Origin of the sequence: Rhodococcus sp. 06-221-2 (assembly GCF_002258365.1) — a bacterium.
GTDB classification, from domain to species: domain Bacteria; phylum Actinomycetota; class Actinomycetes; order Mycobacteriales; family Mycobacteriaceae; genus Rhodococcoides; species Rhodococcoides fascians.
Map to the genome: position 1 here is coordinate 426,443 of NZ_NOYJ01000030.1, position 24,702 is coordinate 451,144.

23 protein-coding genes and 1 riboswitch are annotated in these 24,702 nt (G+C 62.6%); of the genes, 11 read left to right on the forward strand and 12 right to left on the reverse strand.

Annotated features, from left to right (window positions below; genetic code table 11):
• Window positions 1-4: 4 nt before the first annotated feature.
• The 3 genes from manD to CH281_RS18180 are packed head-to-tail and all read right to left on the reverse strand — an operon-like array spanning window position 5 to window position 3,239.
• Window positions 5-1,222, reverse strand: a complete 1,218-nt coding sequence (manD, locus tag CH281_RS18170; RefSeq protein WP_094695032.1) for a D-mannonate dehydratase ManD — start codon at window positions 1,220-1,222, stop codon at window positions 5-7.
• Window positions 1,219-2,226: a 2-hydroxyacid dehydrogenase gene (locus CH281_RS18175; protein ID WP_094695035.1), complete on the reverse strand. Its 1,008-nt coding sequence runs from the start codon at window positions 2,224-2,226 to the stop codon at window positions 1,219-1,221. Before CH281_RS18175 ends, manD begins: the two co-directional genes overlap by 4 nt.
• Window positions 2,223-3,239 (reverse strand): LacI family DNA-binding transcriptional regulator, encoded by a 1,017-nt coding sequence (locus tag CH281_RS18180; protein WP_032406782.1) that lies wholly within the window; start codon window positions 3,237-3,239, stop codon window positions 2,223-2,225. The genes CH281_RS18175 and CH281_RS18180 overlap by 4 nt, the downstream gene beginning before the upstream one ends.
• Before the next feature lie 153 nt (window positions 3,240-3,392).
• Here CH281_RS18180 and CH281_RS18185 point away from each other — a divergent pair, with 153 nt between their 5' ends.
• The 3 genes from CH281_RS18185 (at window position 3,393) to CH281_RS18195 (ending at window position 5,902) form a co-directional block, all read left to right on the forward strand.
• Entirely contained in the window at window positions 3,393-4,322 is a 930-nt protein-coding gene (locus CH281_RS18185; protein ID WP_094695037.1) for an aldo/keto reductase, read from the forward strand.
• Window positions 4,323-4,507: 185 nt separating this feature from the next.
• Complete coding sequence (locus tag CH281_RS18190; RefSeq protein ID WP_027497637.1) at window positions 4,508-4,861, forward strand: STAS domain-containing protein; 354 nt, start codon at window positions 4,508-4,510, stop codon at window positions 4,859-4,861.
• A gap of 144 nt (window positions 4,862-5,005) precedes the next feature.
• Window positions 5,006-5,902 carry an SDR family oxidoreductase gene (locus CH281_RS18195; protein ID WP_032368240.1) on the forward strand — a complete coding sequence of 299 codons (897 nt, stop codon included), beginning with the start codon at window positions 5,006-5,008 and terminating at the stop codon, window positions 5,900-5,902.
• Here the strand turns inward: CH281_RS18195 and CH281_RS18200 are convergent.
• Both CH281_RS18200 and CH281_RS18205 read right to left on the reverse strand, forming a co-directional pair.
• The gene (locus tag CH281_RS18200; protein WP_094695039.1) at window positions 5,895-7,517 is read right to left on the reverse strand and encodes an MFS transporter; all 1,623 of its coding nucleotides are present in this window, start codon (window positions 7,515-7,517) and stop codon (window positions 5,895-5,897) included. The two genes, CH281_RS18195 and CH281_RS18200, sit on opposite strands and share 8 nt — an antisense overlap.
• 78 nt (window positions 7,518-7,595) lie before the next feature.
• On the reverse strand, window positions 7,596-8,192 hold the full coding sequence (locus CH281_RS18205) for a TetR/AcrR family transcriptional regulator (RefSeq protein ID WP_230073914.1): 597 nt from the start codon (window positions 8,190-8,192) through the stop codon (window positions 7,596-7,598).
• A gap of 113 nt (window positions 8,193-8,305) precedes the next feature.
• On the opposite strand from CH281_RS18205, the gene CH281_RS18210 reads away from it, so the two are divergent.
• Together CH281_RS18210 and CH281_RS18215 are read left to right on the forward strand one after the other, a co-directional pair.
• A complete protein-coding gene (locus CH281_RS18210; RefSeq protein WP_094695041.1) occupies window positions 8,306-9,994 on the forward strand; it encodes a nitroreductase family deazaflavin-dependent oxidoreductase in 1,689 nt (562 codons plus the stop codon).
• Between the two features lie 48 nt (window positions 9,995-10,042).
• A complete protein-coding gene (locus CH281_RS18215) occupies window positions 10,043-10,531 on the forward strand; it encodes an SRPBCC domain-containing protein (RefSeq protein ID WP_094695043.1) in 489 nt (162 codons plus the stop codon).
• A 2-nt stretch (window positions 10,532-10,533) separates the two neighbouring features.
• On the opposite strand, the gene CH281_RS18220 is transcribed toward CH281_RS18215, so the two are convergent.
• Window positions 10,534-10,803, reverse strand: coding sequence for a DUF7218 family protein (locus tag CH281_RS18220; RefSeq protein WP_027497643.1), 270 nt, complete (start codon window positions 10,801-10,803; stop codon window positions 10,534-10,536).
• Window positions 10,804-10,919: 116 nt separating this feature from the next.
• On the opposite strand from CH281_RS18220, the gene CH281_RS18225 reads away from it, so the two are divergent.
• Window positions 10,920-11,627: an enoyl-CoA hydratase-related protein gene (locus CH281_RS18225; protein WP_032368246.1), complete on the forward strand. Its 708-nt coding sequence runs from the start codon at window positions 10,920-10,922 to the stop codon at window positions 11,625-11,627.
• A 17-nt stretch (window positions 11,628-11,644) separates the two neighbouring features.
• On the opposite strand, the gene CH281_RS18230 is transcribed toward CH281_RS18225, so the two are convergent.
• Window positions 11,645-12,673, reverse strand: coding sequence for an LLM class flavin-dependent oxidoreductase (locus CH281_RS18230; protein ID WP_032368247.1), 1,029 nt, complete (start codon window positions 12,671-12,673; stop codon window positions 11,645-11,647).
• Window positions 12,674-12,849: 176 nt separating this feature from the next.
• Window positions 12,850-13,073, forward strand: a riboswitch (cobalamin riboswitch).
• 126 nt (window positions 13,074-13,199) lie between these two features.
• On the opposite strand from CH281_RS18230, the gene CH281_RS18235 reads away from it, so the two are divergent.
• The 3 genes from CH281_RS18235 to CH281_RS18245 are packed head-to-tail and all read left to right on the forward strand — an operon-like array spanning window position 13,200 to window position 16,026.
• Window positions 13,200-14,237, forward strand: a complete 1,038-nt coding sequence (locus CH281_RS18235) for a FecCD family ABC transporter permease (protein ID WP_032382878.1) — start codon at window positions 13,200-13,202, stop codon at window positions 14,235-14,237.
• Window positions 14,237-15,010, forward strand: coding sequence for an ABC transporter ATP-binding protein (locus CH281_RS18240; RefSeq protein ID WP_094695045.1), 774 nt, complete (start codon window positions 14,237-14,239; stop codon window positions 15,008-15,010). Before CH281_RS18235 ends, CH281_RS18240 begins: the two co-directional genes overlap by 1 nt.
• Window positions 15,007-16,026 carry an ABC transporter substrate-binding protein gene (locus CH281_RS18245; protein WP_094695047.1) on the forward strand — a complete coding sequence of 340 codons (1,020 nt, stop codon included), beginning with the start codon at window positions 15,007-15,009 and terminating at the stop codon, window positions 16,024-16,026. Before CH281_RS18240 ends, CH281_RS18245 begins: the two co-directional genes overlap by 4 nt.
• Window positions 16,027-16,099: 73 nt before the next feature.
• Here the strand turns inward: CH281_RS18245 and CH281_RS18250 are convergent, their stop codons facing one another.
• Window positions 16,100-16,570: a hypothetical protein gene (locus CH281_RS18250; RefSeq protein WP_027497649.1), complete on the reverse strand. Its 471-nt coding sequence runs from the start codon at window positions 16,568-16,570 to the stop codon at window positions 16,100-16,102.
• A 160-nt stretch (window positions 16,571-16,730) separates the two neighbouring features.
• A complete protein-coding gene (locus CH281_RS18255) occupies window positions 16,731-17,075 on the reverse strand; it encodes an SRPBCC family protein (RefSeq protein WP_143544825.1) in 345 nt (114 codons plus the stop codon).
• Window positions 17,076-17,396: 321 nt separating this feature from the next.
• Between CH281_RS18255 and CH281_RS26950 the strand changes: the two genes are divergently transcribed.
• Window positions 17,397-17,561 carry a hypothetical protein gene (locus tag CH281_RS26950; RefSeq protein WP_179274224.1) on the forward strand — a complete coding sequence of 55 codons (165 nt, stop codon included), beginning with the start codon at window positions 17,397-17,399 and terminating at the stop codon, window positions 17,559-17,561.
• Between the two features lie 1,103 nt (window positions 17,562-18,664).
• Here CH281_RS26950 and CH281_RS18265 read toward each other — a convergent pair.
• Genes CH281_RS18265 through CH281_RS18275 form a run of 3 tightly spaced genes read right to left on the reverse strand, consistent with a single transcriptional unit; the run spans window position 18,665 to window position 23,684 of the window.
• Window positions 18,665-19,399, reverse strand: coding sequence for a GntR family transcriptional regulator (locus CH281_RS18265; protein ID WP_094695053.1), 735 nt, complete (start codon window positions 19,397-19,399; stop codon window positions 18,665-18,667).
• A 14-nt stretch (window positions 19,400-19,413) separates the two neighbouring features.
• A complete protein-coding gene (locus CH281_RS18270; protein ID WP_094695055.1) occupies window positions 19,414-21,579 on the reverse strand; it encodes a hydantoinase B/oxoprolinase family protein in 2,166 nt (721 codons plus the stop codon).
• Window positions 21,579-23,684: a hydantoinase/oxoprolinase family protein gene (locus CH281_RS18275; protein ID WP_167326164.1), complete on the reverse strand. Its 2,106-nt coding sequence runs from the start codon at window positions 23,682-23,684 to the stop codon at window positions 21,579-21,581. Before CH281_RS18275 ends, CH281_RS18270 begins: the two co-directional genes overlap by 1 nt.
• 129 nt (window positions 23,685-23,813) lie before the next feature.
• On the opposite strand from CH281_RS18275, the gene CH281_RS18280 reads away from it, so the two are divergent.
• Window positions 23,814-24,599, forward strand: coding sequence for an SDR family NAD(P)-dependent oxidoreductase (locus tag CH281_RS18280; RefSeq protein WP_094695059.1), 786 nt, complete (start codon window positions 23,814-23,816; stop codon window positions 24,597-24,599).
• Window positions 24,600-24,702 lie beyond the last annotated feature (103 nt).

The window sequence follows — 24,702 nt, forward strand, 5'->3', positions numbered from 1 at the left end:
CTCGTCACCAGTCCGTCATCGAGCCGTCGAGGCGACGAGCGACGGGGAGATACGCGGGCTCGTACGGGTACCGCGCGGCCAACGACTCGTCCATGTCGACGCCCAGGCCGGGGACATCACCGGGGGTCAGGTAGCCGTCGGCGAACGACCATGCGTGTGGGAACACCTCGTCGACCAGTGGGTCGTAGCCCATGAATTCCTGAATGCCGAAGTTCGGAGTGGCCATTCCGAGGTGCACGCTCGCGGCGAGGGTGATCGGCGAGACGTCGGAGGGCCCGTGCGGTCCGCAACGAACCTGGTGTACCTCGGCCAGCGAGAAGATCTTTCGGACATGACTGATACCGCCGGCATGCGCGATGGCCACCCGAATGAAATCGATCAGCTTCTCGGAGATCAATTGCTGGCAGTCCCAGATGGTGTTGAACACTTCACCGATCGCGAGCGGGGTCGTGGTGTGGTGACGCACCAGCCGCAGGGCGGTCTGATCCTCGGCGGTGGTGACGTCCTCGAGCCAGAACAGATCGACGTCCTCGAGCGACTTGCCCAGTCGCGCTGCCTGTTGCGGTGTCAGTCGGTGGTGCGCATCGTGCAACAGCTTGAGCTCGGATCCCACGTGGTCACGCACCGCTGCGAGCACCCCGGGAACGTGATTGAGATACGCATCGGTATCCCAGACCTCTTCGACCGGAAAGGCACCACGGCCTGCGGGTTCGTATCCCTGCGCGCCTCGGTGCACTCCGTACACGGACTCCAGGCCGGGAACACCCGATTGGGCCCGCACGGCGCGAAAACCCTGTGCTCGACGACGATCGACGGAATCGATCAATTCCGACGTGTCCCAGCCGGTGGCGTGGGTGTACGAGAGAATGCGGTCGCGGACGGCTCCACCGAGCAGCTGGTAGACCGGTTGCCCGAGGGATTTGCCCTTGATGTCCCACAAGGCGAGGTCGACGGCACCGATCGCGGCCATCGTCACCGGCCCACGGCGCCAGTAGACACCGCGGTAGAGGTATTGCCAGGTGTCCTCGATGCGTGCGGGATCTCGGCCGATGAGAAGCGGCGCGACATGATCTTGCAGGTACGACGCCACCGCGAGTTCCCTGCCGTTCAAGGTCGCGTCGCCGTAGCCGACGACGCCGTCTGCGGTGGTCACTTTGAGTGTGACGTAATTACGCGTGGGGCTGCAGACGATGACGTCCGCGGCGACGATCTTGTCGGTCACGAGCGCTCTGCTTTCTCCGTGAAGTTCTCTCCGGCAACGACATCGGTCAACGGTTCGCGCGCGGCGAGTCGACCGATGTTGGCGGTGATGTCGTCGACCCGGCCCTCGAAGGTTTCGCGTGTGATGCCGGAAGAATGAGGTGTCATCAGGACGTTGTGCAGCGTGTGGAACGGATGACGCGAGGGGGCACCGATGCCGTCGGCCGACGGGTAGTCGTACCAGACGTCGATGGCGGCGCTCCCGAGCGATCCGGCGGACAGCGCGTCGAACAGTGCATCCTGCTGCACCAGGGGGCCACGCCCCACGTTGATCAGCACGCCGTCCGGTCCGAGAGCTGCGAGTTCGGTGTCGCCGATCATGCCGGTGGTGCGCTCGTTCAGTGGTGCGGACACCACGACGACGTCTGCTTCGGTCATCAGGTCGGACAGACGATCGGTCGCTGCGGCCCAGGCCAATCCGTTCTCGGCTGCGTTCACCGATCCGCTTCCTGTGACCGCGATGCCCCGGCAACCGAAGGCCCGCAGCAACTGCCACGACTGCGCACCGATATGACCGAAGCCCACGAATCCCACCGTTGCCGAACCCAGCGAAGTCGACTGCCGAAGCGTGCGGTCGTACACCTGTGACGCCCACCGATCCTCCCGCATGAGGCGGTCCTGGCCGAGAAACCCGCGCCGGAGCACGACGGCGGTGGCTACGACGTATTCGGCGATCGAGCGTTCGTGGTGAAAAGTGTTGGCCACCAATGTCCGAGCGCTCAGGTCGTCGAAGGAAACGCCGTCCGTGCCTGCCCCCGCAACGTGCACCAGCTGCAGATCGGGTGCCGCCTCCGCCAGAACGGCCGGGAACTTTCCGCCGACATACACGGTCGCATCGGCGATGTCCGCGACGAGTGCATCGACGTCGAACTTCTCGTGCCACGACAGCTCGATATCGGAGGCGACTCGGCTCTCGAAGCGGCCACGATGCGGTAGGAGGTTGGAATCTGCGATGACGACCTTCATTTCGAGTCGTCCTTTCCTGGTGCGAGAGTGCGAATCCGAGCGGGCCCCGATGAGCCGCGGACCACGAGTTGGGTAGGGAGGTGGATGGTTCTGGCCGACGACTCCGGTTCGGCTGCCCGCTGGAACACCAGATCGGAGGACACCAGACCTGCACGGCCCATCGGAACGTTGATACTCGTCAGAGCGGGATGCGCGAGTTCGGCCAGGGGCGAATCGTCGATGCCGATGACGCTGAGGTCTTCCGGTACTGCCAGGCCCATCGACCGGACCCCGTTCATGACGCCGATGGCCATGGGGTCGTTGTGGGTCATGACGGCGGTCGCACCCGTGGCAACGACGCTGGCAGCCGCAGCATGTCCGCCGGCCAAGGTTTCCTGCTGCCACCCCAGTACATCGAGCACGATTCCTCGTGCCGCACAGAACTGCTCGACGGCGTCGACGCGTCGCTCGTTGGACCACGATTGCGGTGATCCCTGGACGTACGCGAGATGCGTGTGACCGAGAGCTGCCAGGTAATCGACGGCCTGCCGGATACCGTCCTCGGAATCGGCCACGACACAATCGCATTCGCTGGAGGATCGGTTGACCAGCACCAGCGGTGTGTCGCCCGCCAGCTGCACGATGTCCTCGGCCGGTAGTCGTGGAGCACAGACGATCAGAGCGTCGACTCGGCCCTGCAGGTCACCGATCACTTCACGCTCACGGTCTGCGCTTCCGTCGGTGTCGGTGAGGACGATGGTCTGTCTGCGATGCCAGCCCTGCGCTTGCGCGGACTTGACGAAGCTGGCGAAGACGGTGTGGCCGATGTCGGGTACCACGACTGCGACCGTCGTCGCCGAGACGCGGGTGTCGGAGGAGCGCCCCGAGGCCGCGACATAGCCGATCTGGTCGGCGACGGCGATGATCCGAGCCAACGTGTCCGCCCCGATTCGATCCGGGTTGCTGAAGGCGCGCGATGCCGTCGACAGCGACACACCTGCTCGTTGTGCGACCTGCGTGAGCGTGGGTGCCACGGTTCACCTCCTGGGTTCTGTGTGATGCCGAGCACAACGATGGCAGAAGTTGCGCAATATTGTCAACGCCTTGCGCAACAGAGGCCCGGGCGTACTGGGTCCGCGGTTTGACACACTCGACTGCGACCACGTCCGCACAGAGGGAGACTCACCTTGCGCACCTTTACACACCCCCAGACCGGCACAACCGTGTCGAGCATCGTCCTCGGGTTCATGCGCATCCTCGACCTGGACGACGACAGGATTCGCAGGTTGGTCGACACTGCCCTGGACGTGGGTGTGACCGTCTTCGATCACGCCGACATCTACGGCGGCAGACCCCACGGATGCGAGGAGCGCTTCGGACAAGCGGTGACGCTCACTCCGTCGCAGCGTGAGCGCGTCAGCATTCAGAGCAAGGTCGGCATTCGCGACGGCTATTTCGACTTCTCGGAAGACCACATCGTGTCGACCGTCGAGGGTTCGCTCTCGGCACTCGGCGTCGATCATCTCGACACCCTGCTGCTGCATCGACCGGACAGCCTGGTCGAGCCCGACGAGGTCGCGGCGGCATTCGACACACTGCACACGTCGGGCAAAGTGCTCGGTTTCGGCGTCTCCAATCACACTCCCGGTCAGATCGAATTGCTGAAAACAGCGGTCACCCAACCACTTCTGTTCGACCAAGTGCAGTTGAGCGTCGTCCATTCACCGCTGATCGCTGCGGGCCTGACCGCCAACATCGGCGCGCTGGACCAGTCGGTGGATCGCGACAACGGGTTGCTCGACTTCGCGAGGGCACGCGGCATCACCGTGCAAGCGTGGTCGCCACTCCAGAGCGGGACCTCGTCGGGTGTGTTCGTCGGAGATCGCAAGAACTACTCGGCCCTCAACGATGCGCTCGACGACATTGCCGGCCGATACGACACGACACCGGCCGCGATAGCGGTCGCGTGGATAACACGCCACCCGGCCGACATTCAGGTGGTCCTGGGGACCACCACGCCGGATCGGATAGTAGAGGCCGCTACGGGGTCGGACATCCGCCTGACCAGGGCGGAATGGTACGGCCTGTTCCGCGCAGCAGGTCACACACTGCCCTGATGCCGGGCATCGGGCTGCGTTACCTCGCCGTTACCAAGTAGCGACGAATCCGTGATGTTGCAGGCTCGGTTCGGTGACGTTGCGCTGTCAGGATTACGGGACAGCGTGCACCGGAACCTGCAGCCCTCGGGTTCCACACCGAGCACGCCGGTTCGATAGGCCACCCGAACTGAGAGGTTCGCACCGTGACTGTTTCCGATTTCACCGATGTTCGCTCCACCGCCCCCGCTCGACGCCACTCGATCGGGATCGAGTCCTACTCCCCCGATCTGACCGTTGTTCGCGCCGTCGGCGAGCTGGACATGAGTGCCCGAGCAGATTTGGTGAACGCCCTCGACGGTGCCCTGCGGGGCAATGCAGTTGTGCTTCTGGACTTGTCGGCGGTGGACTTCATGTACTCGGGTGCCGCGAGCGTGATCGTCGATGCTGTCGAACGTTCCGACGGACGCGTCGAGGTCTTCGCTCCTACCCGGCCGGCGCGCCGGGTGCTCGATGCGGTGGGTGCGAGCTTCATCGGGGAAGATCCCTCCGCGCGCTGATTCGCGAGGTTTGCGTGCCGGTACAACCGGCAAACCTCGTGTGGACAGCGACTCCAGTCGGTAACGACCGTGAATCGTCTCGAGAACTGGGGCGGCTTTGGTTTTGCCGCAATGGGTCCTCTTCACACGAGGCAAGGATCGACAATGTCCGACCAGTTCACCAAGAGCGACCCCACCACTGCTTTCTCCATGCCCGATCGGGACGACCAGCCCGAGCTCGAGCATCCGGGATTGACTCGCGACATGGTCACCGCACCGGATCACGGCGAGAAGTCGTACCGGGGTTCGGATCGGTTGCACGGCCGAAAAGCGTTGATCACCGGTGGTGATTCCGGGATCGGACGAGCGGTGGCGCTGGCATTCGCGCGAGAAGGTGCCGATGTCGTCATTGCTCATCTCGAATCCGAGGGCCCAGATGCCCAAGCGACCGTCGACCTGATCGAAGCCGCTGGGCGGTCGGGCCGAGCGATCGCCTGCGACCTCACCGACGAAACGCAGTGCACCAAGTTGGTCGACACTGCCGTGGAGGTTCTCGGAGGCCTCGACATCGTCGTCAACAACGCCGCGTTCCAGATGGCCCAGATGGGCGGCATCGCCGATATCACCACCGACCAGTTCGACCGTGTGCTCAAGACCAACTTGTATGCCTTGTTCTGGATTTCGAAGCACGCCGCTGCCGTCATGGGTGCGGGCTCCACCATCATCAACACCACCTCGATTCAGGCATCGAATCCGTCACCGGAGTTGATGGACTACGCCACGACCAAGGCAGGCATCGTCGCTTTCACCAAGGGCCTGGCCGGCGACCTCGCCGGCCAGGGCATTCGAGTCAATGCCGTTGCGCCCGGACCTATTTGGACTCCCCTGATTCCTGCGACCATGCCTGCCGAGAAGTACGGCGAGTTCGGCGAGACGGTTCCGTTGGGCCGCCCGGGCCAGCCCGCGGAATTGGCTCCGGCCTACGTTTTCCTGGCCTCGAACGAGTCCAGCTACATCACAGGCGAGACCATTGCGGTCACCGGGGGCACCCCGTTCAACTGATCTCGGGGTCTTCGGACTTCGGTGCCCGCCACGCCAACAGCACCCCGTCTCCTTCGGGTCGCCGCCATGGCAGGAAGAGCGCCACAGCGATCGCGCAGGCCATGGCGGCCCCGACGGTGACGAACGACGCGAGCTGAAATCCCTCCAGTGACGCGGCCTTCATCGCATACACGAGCTCCGCCTTCTGTGTCGCGAAGATCGGGTTGGTCGGTGCTTTGACAATTTCGATGACGCTGACGACGGTCTCCCGGGCGAAGGCTTTCTGGTAGGGCTCCATGATTGCGTCGGGAATGGCGTCGACTCGGGGGCCCACTTTCGTGGTGTAGATCGACGCGACGATCGAGCCCAGCACCGCGACGCCGAGTGTTCCACCCACCTCACGGGTGGTGTCGTTCACCGCCGAGCCTGCACCTGCTTCGTCGAGCGTCACCGACGACATGATGGATTCGGTGGCCGGGCCTTGCACGATCGCCAACCCGAGGCCCATCAAGATCATCGAGACGACGACCGGTCCCAGGTACGGGGTTTCGACCTCGACCTGGCCCGCAATGAACATGCCGATGCTCATCACGACGAGTCCGAAGACGATGACGGCTGTCGTTCCTATTCGCTGCGCGATCAGTGTAGCCAGTGGTGCCCCGACCGCGATGGATACCGCGAACGGCAGTGAATGAACGCCGAACTGCAACGGCGTCAACTCCATGACACCCTGAAAATACTGGGTGATCATGAACAGGAAGCCGAACATACTGAAGTACCCCACAGCAATGGCCAAGGCGGGCAGCGAGAATCGTCTGATTCGGAACAGATTCAGGTCCAGTACCGGAGACGGTGTTCGCAACTCCCACCACACGAACGCGGCAAGCGCGACGCATCCCGCGGTGTAGGCTCCGATGCTCGCCGGTGACAACCAACCGTTGTGCGGCGCTTCGATGATCGCCCACACCACGACCGTGATGCCCGTCAAGGACAGCACGATTCCGACAGGGTCGTACTTGCCCACATGTTCGGCCCTCGACTCCGGAACGCAGGCCAGTGCGGCCACCAGAACGAGCAGGGCAACCGGAACATTGATCCAGAACACCGAATGCCACGAGAAGTGCTCGAGCAGAAAGCCGCCCGCTGTCGGACCGATGGCGATGGCGAAACCTGCCATCGCCGTCCACGCTGCGATGGCCAGCGCTCGCTCTTTGGCGTCGGTGAAGATATTGATGATGAGAGCCAACGTGGCCGGAAAGACTGCCGCCGCACAGACTCCCATCGCGGCGCGGGCGGCGACGACCTGCCCGAGGTCGGCGGCGACCGCGCCGCCCACCGACATCAGCGCAATGCCCGCCAGGCCGATGATCATCACCTTCTTGCGCCCGTATCGGTCTCCGAGGTGGCCGAAAGCGAGAAGCAATCCCGCGAACGTCAGCGTGTAGGCGTCGACCACCCACTGCAAGCCGCTGATGTCGGCGCGTAGCTGTAGCCCCATCGACGGCAGGGCGACGTTGACGACGGTGTTGTCCAGTACGACGAGCAGCTCCGCTGCGCAGATCACGAGTAGAGCCAGATATCGGCCGCGAAGCTTCGTACCCTCTACGCGGTGTCGAGAAGTGGTGAGTGACGGCATGAGATTCCCTCCGGCTATGACGGATGACATAGTTCCTGAAGGGAAAGTAACTGTAACTCGGCGTTATAGCAATAGTCGCTATCGGTAACTCTGCCCGCCCGCTGCGTCCAGGACCGCGTCGAGCAGAGCCAACAACTCCCCCTCGGTCCGATCCAGCGCGGTGGTCGATCGCTGCGCTTTCGCCACGATCAGCGCACCCTCGATCGCCGATATGGAGAACGTCGCGAGCGCCTGGGCCCGCTCTCTCGTCAACCCGTGCTGCCAGAGCGATGCGGCGATCGTGTCTTCCCACGACGAGAACGACTCCCCGGCCGCGGTGACGGCACCGGGGGCGTTCGCCCCCTCGAGTGCGGCAGGAGCAATGGGGCAACCGGACACGAAATCGGTGCTCGACAGTTCACTGCGAAAGCCCTCGATGATCGCGCGCACCGTCGCCGCCGGCCCGACCTGGGCCAACCCCTCGGAGATCATTGCCCCCATCGCCGCGCCGGCCGTTCGCGTGGCCTCCTCGACCAGTTGAGGCTTGCCCCGTGGAAAGTGGTGATAGATCGAGCCTCTCGGCGCACCTGCGTGCTCGATGACGTCGGCCAACGAAGTCGCTTCGACTCCGCGCTGCCGAAACAACTGCGCCGCGCTGCGCAGCATGTCCTCACGAGCACTGCTTCGATTCGCCATCTATCACCTTTCCGAACACGATCATTGACGTGACACCGAGTTACATCTACAGTCGCGTTTGACTATGACGGTAATCATATCCCGTCACGCTATCGCTGAACCGGAGTCACGCCATGCCCACCGAGACCGACGTCGTCGAACTGAGCACCCCGCTCCCACTCCCCTGCGGGCAGACCCTTCCGAACCGCGTGATGAAAGCGGCCTTGAGTGAGGGCTTGGGGACTGCCGAGCACGCACCCGATACCCGGCTCGAAACGCTGTACCGCCGTTGGGGCGCGGGTGGCTACGGACTGGTGGTGACCGGCAACGTGATGGTCGACCGATCTCACCTGGGCGAACCCGGCAACGTCGTCATCGAAGACGACCGCGACCACGATGCGCTGGCGCGCTGGGCGAAATCGACCTCCGACGGTGGCGTCCCCATCTGGGTACAACTCAATCACCCAGGCAGGCAGGCCAATCCGATCGTCACCCGTGCCACGCCCGTCGCCCCGTCTGCCATCGCGTCCGGCGTACCCGGCCTACCGACACCGCGTGCGTTGAGCGAGAACGAGATTCGAGACATCATCGACAGGTTCGCCCTGGCCGCGTCGGTAGCGGAGGCGGCCGGCTTCGATGGAGTGCAACTCCACGGTGCCCACGGATACCTGGTGTCCCAGTTTCTCTCACCCCTGTCGAACCGACGCGAGGACGCGTGGGGCGGAGACCTCGACGGCAGAATGCGATTCGTTCTTCACGTCGTGCGCGCCATCAGAGCGGCCGTGTCCCCCGGCTTTGCAGTGGGAATCAAACTGAACTCCGCAGACTTCCAGCGCGGCGGATTCAGCGAAGAGGAATCTCGCATCACCGTCGAGCATCTCGTCGAGGAAGCGATCGATCTGATCGAAATCAGTGGCGGCAGCTACGAATCACCCGCGATGATGGGCACCTCCAGCACTCGCGATCGCGAAGCCTACTTCCTGGAATACGCCCACACGGTGCGCGACGCAGCCGGGAGCGTTCCACTTGCAGTGACCGGTGGCTTCCGCACCCGCTCGGTGATGAGTGCGGCCGTACGATCGGGAGAGTGCGACGTCGTCGGTCTCGGTCGCCCGACTGCTCTCGCCCCGGCAGTAGCCCGTTCACTGGTCGACGGCTCACTGGATCGGGTCGAGACTCCGCTCGTCGCGTTGCGAGTTCCGTCGAAAGCTGGTGCTTTCAAACAGATCAACGGCGCTCTGGACTTGCAGTGGCACACCGACCAACTGCAGCTCATCGGCGATGGAAAGCAACCCGATTCGGGACGCCCCGCCTGGCGAACAGCGATAGCAATGGTGCAGCGCAACGGCTGGGACGCGTTTCGTAGTCGGCGCGCCGGGGGCACCACGACGGCGTCCGCCGCAGCTGCGAAGTTCCGCCGGGAGCGGTGGATCGGAAAGCACGTCGCCAACCCGCTCGTGAACGGGCTGGCGTCCGTCGGAGTCAGAACATCGCTGGTCACCGATATCGAGACCGTGGGCCGTCGATCCGGTCTGCGCCGACAGGTACCGGTCTCTGCGTCGTTCGACCGGGCAGGAGCGTGGGTGATCTCCCAGCACGGAACCAGGTCCGGTTGGGGAGCCAACATCGGCGACGAGCCGCGTATCAGGATTCGCGTCGGCGATCGGTGGCGAGCGGGCACAGCTACGTTCGTACCCGAGGATGACGTCAGTGCGCGAGCGCGTTCCTTTTCCGCGAACCCACTGTTCGGGCGGCTTATCGGCGCAGGTTTTCGCGCCCTCCAGACCGACCCGATATCTGTGCGGATCGATTTCACCGATTGACAGGATGAGTGCTCGACGGTGGATCGTCGCACGACGCATAATGACCCGATGGCACCGATACCCACGGGCACGCTGCGCGAGACCGAGACCGGCTACGCCCTCGAGCTGACCAGAACCGTCGCCGCGTCACGAGAGGATGTGTGGTCCAGCCTCACGGAATCCTCTCGGACCGCGTTGTGGTTCGGACCCTGGGAACGGGTGACCGACGACAGCATCCGCGTCACCATGGTCTTCGAGGACGGCGAACCCGTCGCCGACATGGCGATCGACGCCTGCGAGCCGCCCCAACGACTGGCCGTCCGTATGTCGGACGAGGGCGGCTGGCCGCTCGAGGTCAGGCTTACCGAGAAGGGCCGCGACACACTCGTCGCGCTGACCCACGGCCTCGACAGCACGGACGGCGTCGGCGACATAGGTCCGGGCTGGGAGTACTACCTGGACATGCTGATCGCATCCAGGGACGCCGCACCGCTGCCGAGCTTCGACGACTACTACCCCGCACAGCAGGAGTACTACTCGTCTCTGCGGCCGGAATGACGTCAGTGATTGCGTAGCGCCTCGATCAGCTCTTTCTTGTTCAGCTTGGAGTAGCCCTCCAGGCCGATCTCCTTCGCTCGATCGGTCAGTTCGTCGACGGTCCAGTCCTCGTACGATCCGGACTCGCCGCCCTTCTTGCCTACGTTCTTCCTGCCCTCGTTGGCCGCGGCATTCGAGATGCGCGCCGACTTCTCCTTCGAGTTTCCTTCGTCACGGAGCTTCTCGTACAGATCCTGGTCCTTGAGCTGGGGCTGGTCATCGTTGGTGGGCATGCTGGTCCTCCGTTCGATCGTTTGTACTGATACAACTACCCGGTGCTCCCGCCGGCAAACACACTTGCCTTCTGTCGCTGTGGGGTAGAACAACGAAAGCTGGGTACCTTCGGGACATGCCATACCTGGATCGTGTCGCGGACGTGTTCGTATTGAATCTCGGCACTCGCGACGTCGAGGACACCGAGAACCGGATGGGGCCGGATTGGGTGGCCGAGGTCAACGCTCTGCTCGACGAGGTAGAAGCCAGTAGTGGCCCGACTGCACTGGTCACGACGGCCACCGGCAAGTACTTCTCCACCGGAGTCGACTTGTCCTGGGGTGCCGAGAACCTGGACCAGATCAACCGGTTCATCGGAACGGTCCAGGAACTGCTGGTGCGGTTCTTGACCCTCCCGATGCAGACGGTGGCGGCCATGCAAGGGCACACCTACGGGGGTGCCGCATTTTTCGTCATGGCACACGACTACCGCGTCATGCGCTCCGATCGCGGCTTCCTGTGCTTTCCTGGTGTCAACATCGGTGCCACCTACAGCCCGGGAACAGTCGATATGGTCCGAGCCAAGCTCGCCCCGCACACGTTCCACGAAGCACTGACCACAGGCCGACGCTACGGCGGAGTGGACGCAGCCGCCCTCGGCTTGGTGGACGCAGTGTCCACCGAGGATCGGCTGCGTGACGACGCACTCTCGCGGGCAACGGATTTGATCGGAACCCGCGGCCCCGTACTCGGCGAAATCAAGCGCACGATGTACGCGAGCGAGATACGTTCGCTGTCCACTCCGGTCGCCGGTGTGGACGAAATGGAATGGGCCGCGAACTGATTCTCGCTCGCTGCCGCTTACGCGTCGGCGACCAGCGGAGCGACCTCGGTACCGAGTAGCTCGATGCCGCGCAACAGATCACCGTGGGCGAGACGCGGATTGGTCATCTGCAGCGACAGTCGATCCACACCGCCGAGTTGCTCGCTTACCCGAACGATCTTGTCGGCGACGGTTTTCGGGTCTCCCATGAAGAACGCACCGTTGGGTCCCGACGTGGCGTCGAACTGCTGTCGGCTCGGTCGAGCGAAGCCGCGCTCGCGAGAGATCTTGGTGAACATCTCGTTCCAGCCCGGGTAGATGGTGTCGGCTGCCGCCTCGGTGGTGTCGGCGACGAATCCGAACACGTGCAATCCGACTTTCAGCTTCTCCGGCGGGTGACCCGCTTGCGCGCCCGCGCGTCGATACAGGTCGACGAGCGGCGCGAACTGGCGCGGTTCTCCACCGATGATGGCGATCATCAGGGGTAGGCCCAGAAGCCCTGCACGAGCGAACGATTCGGGGGTTCCGCCGACACCGACCCAGATGGGTAGCGGATCCTGCAGCGGACGAGGATAGATCCCCTGACGGTTCAGCGCCGGCCGGTGCTTGCCGGACCACGTGATCTCCTCGTTGTCGCGAATCTGCAGCAGGAGATCCAGCTTCTCGGCGAACAAGGAGTCGTAATCGGCCAAGTCGAGTCCGAACAGTGGGAAAGACTCGGTGAACGAGCCTCGGCCGACCACCAAATCGATCCGGCCCTTCGAGATCAGGTCGAGAGTGGCGAACTCCTGGAACACTCGCACCGGATCGTCGGCACTGAGTACCTTGACCGCGCTGCCGAGCCGGATGTTCTCGGTGCGCGCGGCTGCTGCGGCCAGAATGATCGACGGAGCGGAGTCGTAGTACTCGCTGCGATGATGCTCACCGATGCCGAACGAATAAAGACCGACCTGATCCGCGAGGGCGATCTCCTCGAGTAGGTGTCCCATCCTCTCCTCCGGCGCGATGACGCGGCCGTCGGTCGGATCGGTCACGGAAGAGACGAAGCTGTCTACGCCCAGGTGCATTGGGTACCTCTCGATTCGGGATGGACGGACCCATCAGCGTCGATGAAGGTTCAATTATTCCAGTGGACGGTGGGCAGAAAACTACTACTCTCCCCAACGCTTCGCCTCATCCGCCGCGAAGTACATCCGCTGACTTGCACCGAAGCCGACCGACACAACGCGTCACGCCTGAGCTGTTATCGTGCGTGGGCGTTGGTTTTCGATGGCCGTGCTGGTCATCGGATCGTAAGAGGGAATCCGGTGAGAATCCGGAACTGCCCCGCAGCGGTGAGTGGAAACGACCGCGGTCATCGAGCACTGGGATTCGTCCCGGGAAGCGACCGCCAATAGGAGTCGTCCGAGAACGTCGTCGGATGGCGTGTCCGCGAGTCCGAAGACCTGCCACCGCGGCTGCGCCGCCGGCGTGGTCGCCTGTCGATCCCGAGGGACACGGTCGACGAGGTCGTCGTTCGCGCTGCGCGGATTCGCCTCGGATACCGTGCTTTTCGCAGGTCGCCGGGTCAGGGATCAGCGGAGAAAGTTGCGCATGCAGTCCAGATCGGTCCTGCCCCTCACTGTGCTCGCCGCCGCGATCTGGGCGGTGTCTGCACTCTCGGCACTGATGTTCGGGGCCGCGCACATCCCGGCAACCGACGCGATGGGCTATCTGTGGGCCCAGCTGTCCGGCGGCACGATCGCCGTCGGTGACGTTCCGGACTACCGCATCGTCATCGATTCTCGGCTGCCTCGGGTGTTGCTGGCGACGGTCATCGGAGCAGGTCTGGCTGTGGTCGGACTGGTGGTGCAGGCGATGGTGCGCAACGCACTCGCAGATCCCTACGTACTCGGAATCTCGTCGGGTGCATCGGTTGGCGCAACATCAGTGGTCCTGTTCGGCACCTTCGGTGCCCTGGGCATCTACGCGCTCTCGAGTGCAGCGTTCCTCGGCGCACTCGCCGCTACCGCCCTCGTGTATCTGATGGCACGCTCCCCGGTAGGGCTGGTGCCACTGCGCCTGGTCCTGACGGGTACCGCGTTGGGTTACGGATTCTCTGCAATGACCACCGTGCTGATCTTCCTGGCACCTCAGGGCGACGGCGCTCGGAGTGTGATGTTCTGGTTGCTCGGCAGCCTCGCCGGTGCCACCTGGGCCAGCGTCCCGCTGGCCGCCGCAGTCACCGTGGCCGGAGTCGCCGCGACCGCTCTGACGGCACGCAGACTCAACGCGCTGTCGATGGGAGACGAAGTCAGCGCGGCACTGGGCCTGAACGCGGCACGTCTACGGTTGTCTCTCTTCGTGACATCCGCGGCGATGACGGGGTGCTACGTGTCGATCTGTGGCGCAGTGGGATTCGTGGGTCTGGTCGTCCCTCACGTGGCACGCTTACTGGTCGGTGCCGACCACAGCAGGCTTGTCGTCATCACCCCGGTCCTGGGTGCGGCTTTCCTCGTCACCGCAGATCTGGTGTCCCGAACGGTTCTACCGCCGCAAGAGCTGCCTTTGGGGGCGATCACCGCGGCAGTCGGAGTTCCGGCGTTCGTGCTGCTGATGCGTCGCCACGGCGCGATGATCGGCGACCATTGATGCGCGTCGACTACGACGACGTCGCAGTCGATATCGGCGGCACCCGCATCATCGACGACATCACCATGAGCCTGGACGCCGGCAGCATCGTCGGCATCGTCGGCGCGAACGGGAGCGGCAAGTCGACACTGCTGCGGTGTCTGTATCGAGCGACCGAGCCCTCGACCGGACGCATCGAGGTAGGTGGCCGCGACATCACCGCAATCACCATGCGAGAGAACGCACGTCAGGTCGCAGCACTCACCCAGGACTCCTCGATGCACTTCGACTTCACCGCACGCGAGGTCGTCGCCACCGGACGTCTTCCACACAACTCCACGTTCGGACGCAACCGCACCCGCGACGACGACGCGTGCGCTCGTGCCTCGACCGTCGCCGACGTGGAACATCTGTTGGACCGATCGTTCCTGTCCCTGTCCGGAGGCGAACGCCAACGCGTTCTGATCGCACGGGCTTTCGCCCAGCAACCGAACGTGCTCGTGCTCGACGAACCCACCAATCACCTCGATATACGACACCAATACGCAGTGCTGAGCGCCGCTGCGAGCCTGCAGATCACCGTGATCGCCGCGGTTCACGATCTGAACATCGCCGCCCAATTCTGCGACCGCTTGGTCGTACTTCACGCCGGCCGCATCGTCTGTGCGGGTTCACCCGACGAAGTCGTGACCGAGAAGGTGCTCTCGACCTGGTTCGGGATCGGCGGACACATCGTCACCCACCCACGCCTGGGAGTTCCCCAGGTTCTCTTCGACGACAAGGACACTCGATGACCCACCTCATTCGCCGGCCTCGCACGATCGCCATTGCCGCGACCGCCGTTGCGGCACTGGTCAGTTCGTGCGGAGCCCAGGTCGACACAGCCACCGAGCAGGGTGGTGAGCAGGTGACGGTCACCAACTGCGGCGAGCCGCTGACCGTGACCGGTACCCCACAGCGGGTACTGACCAACGACACCGGCATCACCGAGATGATGTTCGCCCTCGGCCTCGCCGACCGCCTCGTCGGATACACCAGCTACCCGGGCAAGGAGCGAGACATCGACTCCTCGCCGTGGAAAAGCGACTTCGACGCGGCACCGGAACTGGCCGACGCCTTCACCCGTGAGGTGATTCAGTCGGCGAACCCGGACTTCGTTTTCGCCGGCTGGAATTACGGCTACAAGGAGTCGACCGGCGTGACTCCCGATTGGATCCGCAGCATAGGCGCAGTTCCCTACCAACTCACCGAAGCATGCCGGCAACCCGGCAGTACTGCACGCGGAGTCATGGAACCCCTCGACGCGCTCTACACCGACCTTCGAAACCTCGGCGACCTCTTCGGAGTTCGGGACCGGGCCGACCGACTCGTCACCGACTACGAGCACCAGATCGGTGCCGCGAACGCCGGGGCTCCGGACGGCCGAGACCCGGCGCGGGTGTTCCTGTTCGACAGCGCCGATCCCGAGCCCTTCACCTCCGGCCGCACCGCAGCTCCGTCGCAGATCATCCGAGAAGCCGGTGGCAGCAACATCTTCGACGACCTCGACGATTCCTGGACCACCGCGTCCTGGGAAGCCGCAGCCCAACGCGACCCCGAGTTCATCGTCATCGTCGATTACGGTGCCGGACCGTCGAATTCGGTGGACGCCAAGATCGCGCAACTCCGCGCACAACCCCTGATGTCCGGCACCACCGCTGTACGCGAGAACAACATCATTGCCCTCCCCTACGCAGCGCTCGTCGAAGGTCCACGCAACCCGGCCGCCGTCACCACCGTGGCGGACTTCCTCCGATCCAAGGGCCACTGACCGCCCACAGAAACCGACGGCAGCGATACCTCGGCAAGTTGCGGCTACCGAGGCCCAAATCCAGTGCAGGCGCTCAGTCTTCGATCGTCACAATCGGAGAAGCCTGCTGCACGGTAAACGAGTTCCACGGCAAAGTCGCGAGGACGTCGGGCAGCCCGGGGTAATCGGAGACCCACGCTGTTGTCGGATCGACACCTTCGGTTACGCACGATGCGAGCGCGACATAGGTGCCGGCCGGGATATCGGTGACGTGTTGGGTGCTGATTCCGATCTGGCCCCCGTCGTCGGTCGAATACAGCGACTGTCCGTTGCCGACGACCTCCCACACCGGCGGCAGCACTCCGCCCGGTGCGGGAGCCAACGATGTGCCGCAGGCCAGGTCGCTACCGGAGTTGTTGGTGATCGTGTTGGTCACCGTCGATCCGTCGACCTCGAACGCATACGTCACGTCTGTCGATTGCGCCGCTGATGCCGTCGCTGGGAACGCCGCTAGTGCTGGCGCACAGAGCAGCGCTCCGATCAGAATCCGACTGGTCGATCGCATGGCAATCCTCCTGGTTCGCGTGAACTATGTCCGGGTTGTCAGTCTGCATCAAAAAATACCGATCAGCATCTTTCGAACCGAATGCAGCCGAACGGGGCGAGAAACAGGGTCGAGAACCGTTGTGTCGGTGTAAGTTTGCAGACCCCTACCAGCCGTCGCTTCAACGCTTCGCTTCGGCGCACTTCTTGATGTACGCATTCCGAACGCACAGGACGCGCCGGAGATACAGCTTGCCTGGAATATCCAGGATCGCAGCGCCGAGTCGTCCGCCGCGGAATTCGACCGACATGATGTCGACCATCTGCGTGTGACCCCGGCGTGCGAGAAAGAAATGCTCGTGGCGCATCGAGGCAAAGGGTCCGGTGACCTGCTCGTCCACGAAATATCTCGCGGGCTCGTATTCGGTGATGCGGCTGGTCAAGGTGAACCACACACCGAGATGCCTCGAGCGGATGTCGATTTCATCGCCGAAACGAAGAGCACTCCGCTTCGAATCGACTCGCACGCTCTCTCCGTACGCTCCCTGAGACTCGGCGTGAACGATTGCATCCGACTTCAGATCGAACACGTCAGCGGGGTTCGCCGCGATCGAAGTCGTGAGCCTGATGGTGAACGCCATGAGCACAGCTTTGCAGGTCGGTGGCAGGGTTGGCCGATGAGCTGATGGCACCGCTGTCGATCGGTGGCGAGGCCCTCACGTTCGCCACTCAGGTCGGCCACAGCAATGTCGCCCAGTGGGTCGACGGTGCTCGAACAGCAATGTTCGATGCGCTCCTGATGGACGGGCCGGGTTTCGATGAACCTGACAGCCCCTGGCGGAGATCGCATGCGTGAAGCTGGCGATGACCCCGACGGCGAGGGTCCGATGCCCGACGGCCTGTTTCACACACTGGAGGTCTACATAGCAATGACCGTCAACCACACTGGAATCGAACATACTCAGGAACTGTTGCGCAGCGGACAGTTTCAGGTCGGCGACTCGCTCGAATAGTGGAGGGCAGAGCCGAGTACAGCCGGCTGTTGCGAGATGCCGAGGGATGGGCGACTCAAAGGGGTGTGGTGGCCGGCCGAGTTGCTGACGGTTTCTCCCTGCCGCTCGACTGGATCCGAGCACTCAGCGGCGGAGACGGTCGAGTGGGTTGACGACGCGGGCTACCGAACAAAAATGCCCGTTCACCAACTTCTGGTGAACGGGCATTTCGTTGTGCGCCATCAGGGATTCGAACCCCGGACCCGCTGTACGAGAGATAACAATTCACGTGGATGCACTCGCGTCCATCATTGGCCCGTTGAGCTGGTTGTTCGGCGATTCGATTGACCATCGGCGTCTGCGTGAATCCACCCGGGTGCGCCCCAAAGTGATGAGTAAAAGATGACCACTGGTGATCTGCTCCCGGTCCACCGGGATCCCCTAGTGTCCGTCAACGTCTGAACGGACCGTCATAGCTATTTGACTCCACTGCTGTTCAAAATGATGAGTTCAGGGCTGGCAATAAGGCTGAGGAGTCAACGGTACTCATGTAGACATAGGACCCGTGATCCCGGCCGCGTCCCGCACACGTGCTCCGAATCAGAGATGCCCGCTTCGAACCCTATCCCTCAATGCGGTCGCAGAGCGGCCCTGTGATGTACCCGGCCTCGCACCCGCTCTCAATTTGAAGATCACCAGTCGTGGGTTCCTGGCCACAGGCAAGCCCGCATTGCTCGTACCGGTTCACGACGCCATCGCCGATGCGATATTGCCTCGGGAATGCACTGACGTCCGCCGCCTGGGTACGCGGCAAATCGCCGACCTCGCCATACCTATTCCGGTCCCCCACCTAGCCGTCCGCGCAACCGAAGACGACCCCGACGTAGTCCAACCAGCCGCTCGTACCGCCACGCGGCCTCCGCCCAGTCCGATCGTGTTGGCGAGCACGTCGTCAGTGATTCCCAGCCCATCGGTGGTTGCGGGTGAGGTTGTTAGTCGCAACCGGTCGTCGGGCTAAACCGCCACGTATCCGGCACATCAACTGCTCTCACACGGGCAAATCAGGTCAAACGCTTACTCGTGCCACAGTCGATTGCCTGATGGGTGGACGCGCTGCCGATTGTTCACATGCCAGGTTCGGGTACCTCGATATCGAAAGGGTCGCCGTCAGGAAGCCGGCCGGTGACGTGCTCGATCAGTTTGCGGTAGCTTCCCCACAGATGGTCGCCAGTGAGCGTTTCGATTCGTTCGGTGTCGCCGTCTACCATGGCCTCGAGGATCTGGCGATGCTGATGGAGCGCGTCCGGTGTCCTGTCGGGTATGACATTCATGATGTCCCAGGGGTAGTTCTGCCAGAGCGCGTCGATTTCTTCCAGAAGTCCTGGCACTCCACAATTTTCGTAGAAAGTGAAATGGAAGTCACGGTTGAGCGAACCGACTAGAGTGTGGTCGCCGTTCTCGAAAGCGCGCTCCATCTTTGTCGCCAGTTCTTCGGCCCGTCGAAAATCCATCGGAGACATTCGGCGGGAGGCTCGTTGCATTGCATAGCTCTCCATGAGACGGCGGACCGTATAAACAGATCTCAGGCGTTCGGGGTTCACCGCAGCGACGCGAACACCTTTGCGTGGCTCGCCGACCAGTAAACCTTCCGCATGAAGCAGATTGATTGCCTCGCGAATAGGAGTGATGCTGACGTCGAAACGCTCGGCGAATTCGTCTTGACGAATTCTTGAACCACGCGGTATCTCGCCAGTAGCGATCAGGTCGCGCAGAGCTTGCGCGACCTGATCCCGTTTGGTGACGGCACCACCGCGAGCCCCCGAGTCACCCGCCTCGACAGCACGCAGAGGTTCGGTCATGTCGGTGTTCCCTCTCAGCCTTCTACGATTGCTTCGGGCAGCATACCGGTATCGGAGGTGACCACCTCGACCGTCAGCGCACCAGCGCACTCTGAACAGAAGTACTCGCGCAGCAGGACGTCGGGTTCTTCTAGCCGTAGACGAACATTCATGTCAAGTTCCCGATACCGCTCGGATACGCGGCTTTCCTTGACCGAGGCGTGATTACGCCAATTGCCAGTTCCGAGCGATGCCGTGCAGTATCCGCAGGTCCACAGTCCGTCCGACGACATAGTCACCCCAGTGCCGACGCCGTTTGATGCCCGCTGCTGCTCGGCCGACGGCCGTGCGTCGATCCGACCGGATCGTATGGCGTTTCGCGCTTGTTCTGTTCCGGCCGAATCGACGGCTCCTTCCTTCAAGATGACACCGTATGCGGCTGCAGCGTGGCGTTCGGTGACGTAGCCTGCTGCGATGTCTTCGCGAACCCGCTCAGGGTCGCGTAAAAGCGGGTCTCCGAGTCCGCCGCCACCACCCGATGTCGCGAGCCATACGTCGTTTTTTTCGAGCGTCAAGTAGGTGATCTTCGAGGCAAGTCGAGGGGCATCACCAATGACCGAGGTGCGCGAGGGTAGACGCCCCTGTTGTAGAAGTTGGGCGACGTTGGTGTTGCGTAGCACCGAGAAGTTGCCGGTGGAGGCAGTGAATCCGCCGCCGAATCCGCGAGGCGGCACCTCTGCGCATGCGTTGAATGCCGGACCCGATGCCTTTCCGTCCCCGGTCAGTGTGTAAGCCTGTTCCAGGCCTTGTCCGCCCCTGTACTCACCCGGGCCGCCGGAGTTCGGAACGATTCGCCGCCACAGAAACAGAACCGGGTCCGAGGCTTCGTGAGTTTCGACGTCGGCCATCGAGCATCCGGTCAAGCATGTGCAGCCGTAGGCGTCTTGGCCGTCACCGATTGTTTGCGCCCCTCCGCCCTCACCGACGGCATTGTCGGTGTAGAACATCACGGAATGACCGCCGTGCTGATTGGGCCCGAACGTGGCGTTAGCGGGGTAGCCGTCCTGGCCCTGGCCGGCGACTCGGCCGCGAAGTTCGTCGTCGTTACTCAACGACAGCGCTTGGGAGAGGCATTCTTTGACCATCTTGGACACGCGTAAGCCGACTTCGGAATGTGCATTGCTGACTGGGGCGGGGGGAACCGAGTTCACGATGGTGCCTCGAGGGCCGAGGTCGAACGATAACGGCCGCCATACCCCTCCGTTGAGCGGTAGGTCGCCGTAGCCCAGCACGGTGAGCAGGCCTGACATGGTCTGGCCCCACATCGCTCCCTGCGTCGAATTGATGTACGCATCGATCTGAGGGACACCCGCGTACTCGAAATGCAGTTCGGACTCCCGCACATGCAGCTTCAAGCTCAATTCGAGTAGCTGGTCCGGCCCGTCATGGCCATCGAATTCGTTCCAGTCCAGTGCCTGATAGACACCATCTGGAATTCGTGAAATTCGGTCACGGAGTAGCCGCTCGGACAGGTCTTTGTTGATTTCGCTGAACTGTCGGTGTCGTTCGAGCCCAAATTCGTCGAGAACGTCCACGAGTTTCGTCGAAGCGGTGTTGTTTGCCGCAATCATGCTACGAATGTCGTTGAGTACTTCGTCGCTCGCGCGCACGTTTGCAGCGATGAACGTTTCCCACTGCGAGTCCATCACCCCATCTCGAATGATTCGGACCGGCGGGAACCTCAACCCCTCTTGGTACACATCGCGTGCTCCGGGGGCAAAGGCAGAAACGCCGACGCCCCCGATGTCGGTCACGTGCATGTCGGCGAAGCTCCAGCCGACGTGCTCGTTCTTGTAGAAAGTCGGCATGATGATCGAGACGTCACCCTGGTGCATGGCACCCGCGGTGTGCGGGTCGTTGACGATCCAGCCATCGCCGGGTCGGATCGTCTCGTTGCGCGTGAACTCGGCGATGGCCTGAGTTCCGATCAGGGACGATGCGAGATGGAAGATCACATGGGTCATGAAGCTGATGTGTTCAGGCTTCGTGTCGAGTAGGCAGGTCGAGAAATCCTTGGCTTCGGTCACGATCGCCGATCCGCAGGTGCGGACCAGGCTGACGGCCATCTCCTTCGTGACGTTCTCCAGGGCTTTTCGGTGAACTTCGGCGGCGACGACGTCATATCCCAGGGTGGTGCTCATTATTTGACCTCCATCACGAAGTTGCCGTACGAGTCGAGTTCCACAGTGCAGCTCGAGGGCACGTAAATCGTCGTGTCCCGTGCGTCGATGATTGTCGGCCCAGCGACGACCATGCCTGGTTTCAGGAGATCTGCGGAGTAGATGGGCACTTCTACCGATTCACCGGTTTCGGGCAGTGAAATTACTCTTCGGCGTGTCTGCGCGGACTCGAGTGGGAGGTATACGTCCGAAGAATCAATTTGTTCCTGCTCGCGCCGGCTCGGGAAAGAGCCTGTCGCCGTTACCGATACATTGACCATCACAACCGGTACGTCCTTCCACGCAGTTCCGCTGCCATAGGTCTGTTCGTAGGTCGTCGTGAATTGCGCGGTAATCGACGCGGCATCGTCCGGTGTGAGCGTCCGACCGGACAGGTCGATCGACAGCTCGAACGACTGCCCGCGAAACCGCAGATCAGCGGTCACCCGCTGGGTGATCGAGTCAGGGCCGAAGCCTTCCTCTGTGAGCGCTGTAAGTGACTCTTGCAGCAGCCTTTCGATGATGTGATTGACCGAACCTGCATCCGAAGGTCGGCTCAAGTCCCACCGGGCCGCCTGGTCACGCCGCACCACGAATTCGGCGGCCAACAGACCCCGGGCGCAAAAGACCGAACTGTTGGCCGGCATCACGACCCGTGCAATACCGAGTCGTTTGGCAATTTGTCCGGCGAACATGGGCAGTGTGCCGCCGTAGGCCAGGAACAGAAAGTCTCGGGGGTCGTATCCACGATTGACGCTCACTTCCCGCACCGCGGTCGCCATATTGACGACGGCAAGATCGTGTACAGCTCGAGCTGCTTCGGGAGCCGTCCATCCAAATCTCTCCGCATAGACCGATTCGAGTGCCTCTACAGACTTCTCAGGATAGAGCCGAACTCGACCGTCCAGGTAGCGCTCCGGATCGATGAATCCGAGCACCACCATGGCATCGGTTACGGTCGGTTCCAGTCCGCCGCGACCAAGTGCAGCGGGACCCGGAGTAGAACTCGCAGAACGCGGTCCGACGATCGGAACACCGCGCTCACCGATCGACGCAATCGAGCCACCGCCCGCTCCCACGGAGATGACGTCGACGATATTGACTCCGGTTTGAAACAGTCCGATGTCGAGGTTCTTCGCGATCTTGACTTCGTTGTCGACGATGATGCCGGTGTCGAAGCTGGTTCCGCCCATGTCTCCCAGCAGTACTCGCGACTCACCCATGCGTCGAGCCAGTTCGTTCGCGCCGATGGCACCGGCTGCAGGCCCCGATCCGAGTAGAGCGAGAGGATTGGTACGAGCTCGTCCGAGACTGATCCCCCCGCCGAGCCCTTGAAAGAACATCAGTCCACCGGCGAGACCGCTATCACGAAGTTGACCGCTCAAAGAATCGAGATAAATTTGCGCATCACGGTGCACGAAACTGTTGAGTACCGTTGTGGTGAAGCGGCGGGTTTCGCCGGCCACCGGGTATACCTCGTGTGATGCGGAGATGAACAGATCGGGATAGAGGTCGCGCGCGAGAGCGAGTACCCGCCGCTCGTGTGCGTCGTTCGCGTAGCTGTGCATGAAACAGATCGCCAGCGCCTCCACCTGTTCGACCTCCACCAGACGGCGCAGTTCAGCGACTACCTGCGCTTCGTCGAGCGGAACCACCTCCAAGCCAGCCCAGTCGATTCTCTCTTCGATCTCGGCGATCGCTGACCGGGACAGCAAATCCGGGACATTTACTTGCAGGTGGTCGTCCAAGACCGACAGGCGTGGTCCACCAGCGAATCTGAGAACATCGCGGAACCCTGAGGTGACCAGAAGGCCGACCGAACAGCCACGTAGCTCCGTGATCGTGTTCGTGACCACGGTCGTGCCGTTGACGAAAAGATCGGTACGCGCGAGCATCTCACCCAGGCTCATTCCGAATCTGTTGGCTGCGACCGTGACAGCCTCGAGCACTCCCCGGCTGAAGTCGTCGTACGTCGTCAGTGCTTTGCCGCGCTCGACCTGGCCGTCCAGCAGGACGGCAACGTCAGTGTGAGTGCCACCCACATCAACGCCTATGAACCCGCCCTGGGCGGTCTTAATCTGCTCCACGCCTACTGCCTCCATGTCGTGGTGGTCGGACCGATATTGCTCCCGACCATTGAGGTTCTCTCTTTCGCTATGTACCTTAAGACTTTGTAAGGCATTCATCAATAGAACTATGCATTTTAGGAGCATAAGATGTTCGACGGTAAGGTTTGTCTCGTCACCGGAGCGGGCAGCGGCCTGGGGCTCGACGTAGCGCGGGAGCTCAAGAGTCGCGGTGCTCGTATCGTCGCCGTCGATGCACGGGAGTCGGCCGCCGACCAGGTAGCCGAGACGGTTGGCGACGATGCCTTGTTCGTGTCATGCGACGTCACAGATCAGTCAGCTGTCAATGCGGCGGTGGACGCCGCCATCGGAACATTCGGACGAATCGACGTATTGGTCAACTCGGCGGGTATCCGAGACGTAAGTCCTGCGGGTGAGCTCACCCTCGAACAGTGGAATCGCGTGTTGGCTGTCAATCTCACCGGAACGTTCTTGTTTTCTCAGGCTGTCGCCCCGCGAATGATCGATGCAGGTTCCGGCAGCATCGTCTTCGTCTCCTCGGTTGCAGGACTCGTGGGTGTGGCAGAAAGGGTCGCGTACACCACCAGCAAGCATGGGCTGCTGGGTTTGATGAAGGCGCTTACCGCAGAGTGGGGCTCCGCCGGGATTCGCGTGAACACAGTGTGCCCGGGAATGACGGTCACGCCCTTGACCGCCGACTACGCGACAGAAGAGGGCATGCTCGAATCAGTCCGCCGCGTAGTACCTGCAGGCCGCGTCGGCACCCCGGAAGACATCACCAACGCCATCCTCTTCCTAGCGGGCGACGACTCGCTCTACATCAACGGCACCGCGCTGCCTGTCGACGGCGGCTTCACAGCAGTCCGTGCCTACGACGTGCTCGGGCGATCCCAGAACTGGGGCAACCGAACCTGATACCGGAGTTCATCCGTCTGTCGCACGTTTCGTAAATAGTCAGTAACACCAAGACCGCTGCGGACCGACATGCCCAACCATCGTCGTCCGCCATAGACGGTCG